Origin of the sequence: Streptomyces colonosanans (assembly GCF_001866645.1) — a bacterium.
GTDB lineage: Bacteria > Actinomycetota > Actinomycetes > Streptomycetales > Streptomycetaceae > Streptomyces > Streptomyces colonosanans.
This window is the reverse complement of record NZ_MLYP01000027.1, coordinates 160,403-167,021: the sequence shown is the minus strand read 5'-3', so window position 1 is coordinate 167,021 and position 6,619 is coordinate 160,403. Positions and strand designations below refer to the sequence as shown.

Annotated in this window: 7 protein-coding genes; all 7 read left to right on the top strand. The window is 69.2% G+C overall.

Annotated elements, in window-relative coordinates:
• Positions 1 to 618: Tn3 family transposase (locus BIV24_RS10885; RefSeq protein WP_143064590.1), on the top strand; the 618-nt coding region annotated here is incomplete at its 5' end.
• A 487-nt stretch (positions 619 to 1,105) separates the two neighbouring features.
• Complete coding sequence (locus tag BIV24_RS10875; protein ID WP_071366043.1) at positions 1,106 to 1,942, top strand: helix-turn-helix domain-containing protein; 837 nt, start codon at positions 1,106 to 1,108, stop codon at positions 1,940 to 1,942.
• Between the two features lie 82 nt (positions 1,943 to 2,024).
• Positions 2,025 to 2,495, top strand: a complete 471-nt coding sequence (locus BIV24_RS10870) for a cupin domain-containing protein (protein WP_071366020.1) — start codon at positions 2,025 to 2,027, stop codon at positions 2,493 to 2,495.
• The gene (locus tag BIV24_RS10865; protein WP_071366019.1) at positions 2,492 to 3,211 is read left to right on the top strand and encodes an SGNH/GDSL hydrolase family protein; all 720 of its coding nucleotides are present in this window, start codon (positions 2,492 to 2,494) and stop codon (positions 3,209 to 3,211) included. The genes BIV24_RS10870 and BIV24_RS10865 overlap by 4 nt, the downstream gene beginning before the upstream one ends.
• Before the next feature lie 45 nt (positions 3,212 to 3,256).
• A complete protein-coding gene (locus tag BIV24_RS33840; protein WP_143064589.1) occupies positions 3,257 to 3,445 on the top strand; it encodes a hypothetical protein in 189 nt (62 codons plus the stop codon).
• Complete coding sequence (locus tag BIV24_RS10860; protein ID WP_071366018.1) at positions 3,442 to 4,290, top strand: ABC transporter permease; 849 nt, start codon at positions 3,442 to 3,444, stop codon at positions 4,288 to 4,290. Before BIV24_RS33840 ends, BIV24_RS10860 begins: the two co-directional genes overlap by 4 nt.
• A gap of 124 nt (positions 4,291 to 4,414) precedes the next feature.
• Positions 4,415 to 6,520 (top strand): MMPL family transporter, encoded by a 2,106-nt coding sequence (locus BIV24_RS10855; protein WP_071366017.1) that lies wholly within the window; start codon positions 4,415 to 4,417, stop codon positions 6,518 to 6,520.
• Positions 6,521 to 6,619 lie beyond the last annotated feature (99 nt).

Below are 6,619 nucleotides of genomic sequence, written 5' to 3'. Positions count from 1 at the left end.
GTACCCGTACGCCTATCCGTACCCGCCCGCGTTCCAGTCTCCGGAGCTCCGCCACCGCGCGTGGCCGTCTCCGTACGCGAGGGCACCATCTCCTCCTCCACGCTGCTCAAGCGGCTGCGGTCGGGGTCGAGGAAGAACGCCACCTACGCGGCCTTCCGCGAGGTCGGCCGCGTGATCCGCACCGTCCAGCTGTTGCGCTACCTCTCCGACGCGCCGCTGCGCCGGCGGGTGACGGCGGCAACCAACAAGGTGGAGTCGTTCAACCGGTTCTCCCAGTGGCTCGGCTTCGGCAACCGCGGCGTCATCGCCGACAACGACCCCATCGAGCAGGAGAAGGCGATGAAGTTCAACGCGCTGCTCACGAACGCGGTGACCTTCCACAACGCCCTGGACATCGCGGAGATCGTCCGCCAGCTGCTGGAGGAGGGCTGGGAGATCGACCCGGAAGACCTGGCGCACATCTCGCCGTACCTGACCGAGCACATCAACCGGTTCGGCGAGTACAGCACCCACGAACTCGGCATCCAGCCCGACGCGTACGACCCGAAACTCGACGTCGACTTCACACCGCTGCGCGAACAGGACCTGACCGCCGCCGGACTCGGTCAGGCCGCTTGACGACCGCGAGCCTCCTCGTGTGAGCACGGGGCTTGCAGTCGACGCGGCGCCCGAAGCCACCCCTTATGGCTTCGGGCGCCGCTTCTCGTTGGTGCTGTGCGAGGTCAGGCGCCGGCGGCCAGGCTGAGCGTCTGTCCGGCCTGGCGCTGGCGGTGCTCGTGGGCCTGGTCCAGGTTGGCGCGCAGCTGCTCGGCGACGGTGCCCGGGTCGGTGTCGGGGACGGTCAGGACGGGGTGGCCGGCGTCGAGGATGCGCCGGTAGGTCCCGCGGTACTCGCCGTTGCCGTCCGCGATCAGCGCGGCGGCTCCCGGGGACTTGGCCGCGGCGGTGGCGCACTCCTCGGCCCTGTTCTCGTATAGCTATGGCCAACGGACATGTAGCGCTGTGTGACGGGGTGCCGGTAGAACCGCGTCACCAGCAGCAAACGGCGGTGATCAGTCCTTGGATGGTGACCTTCCTGGGCTGGGCGGCTCGTACACTGACGAAAATGGAGGACCACACGGCCACCGGGATCGGTGCACGTCCGGCGCCCGTCTTGCGGGAGTACGTCGACTCGTATGTCGGCTTCGACCTCCGCGGGCTCCCGACGGGGGTGCACTGCGGCCCGCCGAGCCGCGCGCTCACTGCGGTGATCAGCCTGTCAGATCCTTTGGAGGTGGCGGCGGGCGTTGACGACGGGTCACCGGTCACCCGATTCGGCAGCGTGGCCGGCGGTCTGATGTGCCGGTCCGTCGCGATTCACCACGACGGACGCCAGCAAGGTGTTCAGGTATCGCTGACACCGCTCGGGGCCCGGGCCATCTACGGCATGCCCGCCGCCGAGCTCGCCCACCGACTGGTCCCACTTGACGAGCTTCTCGGAGCGCTTGCCGTCGAGCTGGTCGACCGGCTCCGATCGGCGACAACATGGGCGGCGCGGTTCACCGCGCTGGACGAATTGCTCCTCCGAGCTGTCGGCCGTGGCGCCTGCGGCGACCATGTGCGCTGGGTGCGCCCCGAGGTAGCCGAGGCGTGGCGCCGCCTCGTCGCCGCGCGGGGTTGCGTCCAGGTTGGTGCGGTCGCCGCGGAACTCGGCTGGAGCCGTCGGTACCTCACCGAGCGGTTTCGCGGTGAGGTGGGCCTGTCGCCGAAGACCTTCGCCCGAGTCTTGCGCTTCGAGCACGCGCACGAACTTGCGGCGGCGCAGGACCCGCTCCCGTGGGGCGATGTGGCAACCGTCTCTGGCTACGCCGACCAGGCCCATCTCGTTCGGGACTGGCGCGAGTTCACGGGCCGATCGCCGACGGCCTGGCGTCGCAGCGAAGTCCTCCTCGGAGCCGGGTAGCCGCCAACCGTCTGCCCGTCGCGCCGGCTTCTCTTCCCTTTTCTTCAAGACTGCCCAATCGCTGTCGTGGACGATCGTCGGCATGAGACTCGTCAACCACGAACGCAATGCCATGGACCTGCGGACCACCCCCGTGCACCTCGGACTGGGATCGAGAGCGAAACCCGTCGAGGGCTTCACCTGGGACCCGGAGGTGCTCCAGGCCTACAGCGCCGCAGTCGCGGCAGACGGCGCCGAGGGCCGGATGGTGATGATCTTCGACGGCGACGGGCTCGGCGACCATTGGGAGAGCCACCCTGCAGGCGACGAACTGGTCGTTTGCCTCACCGGGTCCGTGACGGTCACCCGCGACGTGGACGGGCTGCCCGACCGCGTTCTGCTCGGACCGGGCGAGGCCACCATCAACCCGGCCGGGGTATGGCACGTGGTCGACATGGAGGGGCCGACGTCCATCCTGGCCATCACTGCGACCCTCGGCACCGACCACCGTCCTCGGACCGACACCCGCCCGACCGAACGCGTCGGCACGCCCAGCCCGGAGGAAGCGCCGTGACGACACGCATCGCGTGCCTCGGCGACAGCCTCACCCGCGCGCAGTTCAGCGTCGACTACCTGGATCTTCTCGGACGACGCCACCCTCCCGGTGACGTGCAGCTTGCCCGTTTCGGCGCCAACGGCGACTTCGCCTACAACCTCTTGCAGCGCCTCGATGCTGTCGTCACGAACCCACCCGATGTGATCACCGTGTTGATCGGGACCAACGACGCCCGAGCGAGCCTTGCCGGCTACCCCGTCGAGCAGGCCATGAAGCGCAAACAGCTCCCCGATCGCCCGTCGGCAGGCTGGTTCCAACAGTGCCTGGAAGCCGTCGTCACAAGGCTGCGAGCGGAGACCGACGCGACGATCGGTCTGCTGTCGCTACCGGTACTCGGCCAACAACTCGACGGAGCAGCGGCACAGGCATCGCAGGCGTACAGCCGGATGATCGCCGAGGTCGCCGCCACCAACGAGGTGGCCTACCTTCCGCTCCACGAACGCCAGATCGAGGAACTGCGCCAAGCGGACCCGCCGCCGATTTCATACCGGGAGGTGACGCCCGCAGCGGTCGTCGGCGTCCTCGTCCAGCACGCAGTGCTGCGCCGCAGCCTCGACACGATCTCGCGGCGGCGAGGTCTCGTGCTCACGACCGACCACATCCACCAGAACAGCCGCGGCGCCACCCTTATCGCTGAGGTCATCGACGCCGGTCTGCTGACCCAGAGCGCGTAGCTGGTTCCGGCGCCCGGCCAGTCGGATGCCATCTACCGCGCGGAGGTGGCATCCGATCCAGGCGGGACGGACGTGGGCCGGATGGTCGGGCGCGCCATGAGCCGGCTCACCGACGCCGGGGTGGGCATCGCCGATCTCTCCCTCGGCCGGCCCAGCCTGGACGAGGCCTTCCTCGCCCTGACCGGCCACCGGGCCGGTCCGGCCACCATCGACCACGAGGACCTGAACGCATGAGTACCCCTGCCGCCCCCACGCGCCCCGCCGCGGCGGAGGCCGACCCGATCGACGTCCTGCTCGCCGGGGGACGATTACGCCGCCGTGTCGGCGCACTCGCCGCCTCGGCCGCCTTCGGCAGGCGCGCCATGCTCAAGATCAAGCACGACCCCAAGCAGCTCGTGGACTCGGCCGCCATCCCGATCCTGTTCACCGTGCTGTTCCCCTGCCTTTTCGGTGGCGCCATCAGCGGTTCGACCGGCGACTACCTCAAGATCCTCCTGCCCGGCGTGCTCACCATGAGCATCGCCATCGTCACCATGTACGGCGGTGCACGTCTCGCCCAGGACGTGCAGAGCGGAGCCTTCGACCGCCTCCGCGGCCTGCCGATCTGGCGCGGCGCCTCCGTGCTCGGTGGCCTGCTCAGCGATACCGCCCGCTACCTGTTCGCCTCTGCCATCGTGGTGGTCCTCGGCCTGACCATGGGCTACCGCCCCGACGGCGGCACGCCGGGCGTGCTCGCCGCGATCGCCCTGGTCGTCGCCTTCGGGCTCTCGCTGTCCCTGCTGTGGGCCGCGGTCGCCCTGGTTATCCACAGCCCGGCCGTCGTCATCAGCATCGCCAACGCCGCGCTGATCCCGCTCTCGTTCGCCAGCAACATCTTCGTCCAGCCCAGCACCATGCCCGGCTGGCTCCAGGCCTTCGCCGACGCCAATCCGCTCAGCCACGTCGCGACCGCGGCCCGGGACCTGATGAATGACACCGGCGGCGCCGGCGGCACGGTCGCCTGGTCCCTGACCGCGACCGCCGCCATCACCCTCGTGTTCGCCCCGATCACGCTCCGCCTCTACAGCAAGCAGGGCTGAGGGGCGATCCAACAGGGATCTGTGCCGGGCCTGACAGGACGGATCGGCACGCTGCGGCACATGAACGTCAACCTTCCCGAGGCAGTCGGCACCCGACTTGTCCGAACCCTTCAACGGAGTTTCCATGCGAGTATTAGCAGTTCCGGCCGGCCGGAGGGCGAAATGGGTCGTCCTCGCGTTCTGGATCGGCCTGCTGGCGGTCGCCAGCGTGTTCAGCGGCAAGTTCACCAGCGTCCAGCAGAACGACAGCTTCACGTTCCTGCCGAAGAACGCCGAGTCGACCCAGGCCGTCACACTGGCGAAGAAGTTCACGCCGGAAGTCAGCTCGGCGGTCGTCATCTACGAGCGCGCCAATGGCGCCGTCACCGCGGACGACAAGGCGGTGGCCGCGGCGGACTCCCGGCGCTTCACGCAGATTGCGCACGTGACCACGCCCATCGTGGGTCCGGTGGTTTCGAAGGACGGCCGGGCGATCCAGCTCGTCGTCCCCATCAAGAGCCTGTCAGGCGGGCAGTCGGGCTCGGACGAGACCGCGTCCGCCGTCAAGGAGATCCGGTCGGTCGTCCACTCCCATTCCGGCCTCACCACGCATGTCACCGGACCCGCGGGCTACTCCGCGGACCAGGCCGACGCGTTCTCGGGCACCGACAAGGCGCTGCTCTACCTCACGATCGCGATCGTCGTCATCATCCTGCTGTTCACCTATCGCAGCCCGGTGCTGTGGATCGTCCCGCTGATCTGCGTGGGCCTGGCGTTGGTCGTCGCCCAGGCGGCGATCTACCTCTTCGCCCGGTATGGGGGCCTGACGGTCGGCGCGGACACCGGGTTCGTGCTCACCGTGCTCGTCTTCGGCGCGGGTACCGACTATGCCCTGCTACTCATCGCCCGCTACCGCGAAGAACTACGCCGCCACGAGGATCGACATGAGGCGATGGCGGTCGCCCTGCGGCACGCCGGGTCGGCCATCGTCGCCAGCGGCGCGACGCTGGTCCTGAGCCTGATGTGCTTCCTCTTGGCCGAGCTCAACTCGACCAAGAGCCTGGGGCCCTCGATGGCCATTGGCGTCGCGAGCGCTCTGCTCGCGATGACCACACTGTTTCCGGCTCTTCTCGTCATCTTCGGGCGCTGGCTGTTCTGGCCGGTCCGGCCGGCGTTCGGCTCCCCGGAGCCGGCGGTACGTGGCACGTGGACGCGGGTCGGGCGCGCAGTGGTCCGTCGGCCGCGCATCACCTGGATCGGTACCTCGGTCGTGCTCGGTGTGCTGGCGCTCGGCCTGATCGGGTTCAAGGCGGACAACATGCAGCTGAAGGACTCCTTCACCGGCACGCCCGAAGCCGTCTCCGGTGAGCGGGCGATGGCCCTGCACTTCCCGGCGGGCGGCGGCGATCCCGTCCAGATCATCGGCTCCGCCGGCGCGGCTGAACCGCTACGGTCCGCCGTGGCCGCCACGCCCGGGATCGCGGACGTCAGCGCGCCGGTGGTGAAGGACGGCCGCGTCTACCTGGAAGGCACGCTGAAGGCCGAATCGAACAGCGAGGCGGCGTTCGCGACCATCGATCGGGTGCGTGACGCGGCGCACGCCGTCCCAGGCGCGGAGGCCAAGGTCGGTGGAGGCAGCGCGATCAACCTCGACTACAAGAGGGCCGGCGAGAGTGACCGGAATCTGCTGGTCCCGCTCGTCCTGGTCGTCGTGGGCCTCATCATCGGCCTGCTGCTGCGTGCCGTCGTCGCACCGCTGGTTCTGCTCGCCACGGTCGTGCTGTCGTTCGCGGCGGCGCTCGGTGTGAGCGCCCTGACCTTCAAGCATGTCTTCGGGTTCGCCGGAACCTCCCCTGCGATCCCCCTGTGGATCTTCGTCTTCCTCATCGCCTTGGGAGTCGACTACAACATCTTCCTGATGACCCGGGTGCGCGAGGAATCCAAGGCGCACGGCACCCGGCGCGGATCGCTGCGCGGTCTGCACGCCACCGGCGGCGTGATCACATCCGCGGGCGTCGTACTCGCCGGAACCTTCGCCGCGCTCACGACGCTGCCACTGGTCTTCGCGGCGGAAATCGGCTTCGCGGTCGCATTCGGCGTACTCCTCGACACCTTCGTGGTGCGCTCCGTCCTCGTCACCGCCCTGACGTACGACATCGGTCGCCGGATGTGGTGGCCGAGTGCCATGAGCCGCAAGGAACCGGAGAGCGATCTCGAGGAGCCGACGCCGCACTCGCTCGCCCGGCGGTGAGTCCTTCGTGACCGGGCGGGGCCGGGTCACCCGAGGTGAGCCCCGATCAGGGCCGGCGCCTCGGCGTGATCCAGGCCCCGTGCGCCGCGACGGTGAACC

Bases quoted from the DNA above. Each gene is read 5' to 3' on its own strand.
- BIV24_RS10875 (WP_071366043.1), top strand. From the start codon at position 1,106: ATGGAGGACCACACGGCCACCGGGATCGGTGCACGTCCGGCGCCCGTC.
- BIV24_RS10870 (WP_071366020.1), top strand. From the start codon at position 2,025: ATGAGACTCGTCAACCACGAACGCAATGCCATGGACCTGCGGACCACC.
- BIV24_RS10860 (WP_071366018.1), top strand. From the start codon at position 3,442: ATGAGTACCCCTGCCGCCCCCACGCGCCCCGCCGCGGCGGAGGCCGAC.
- BIV24_RS10855 (WP_071366017.1), top strand. From the start codon at position 4,415: ATGCGAGTATTAGCAGTTCCGGCCGGCCGGAGGGCGAAATGGGTCGTC.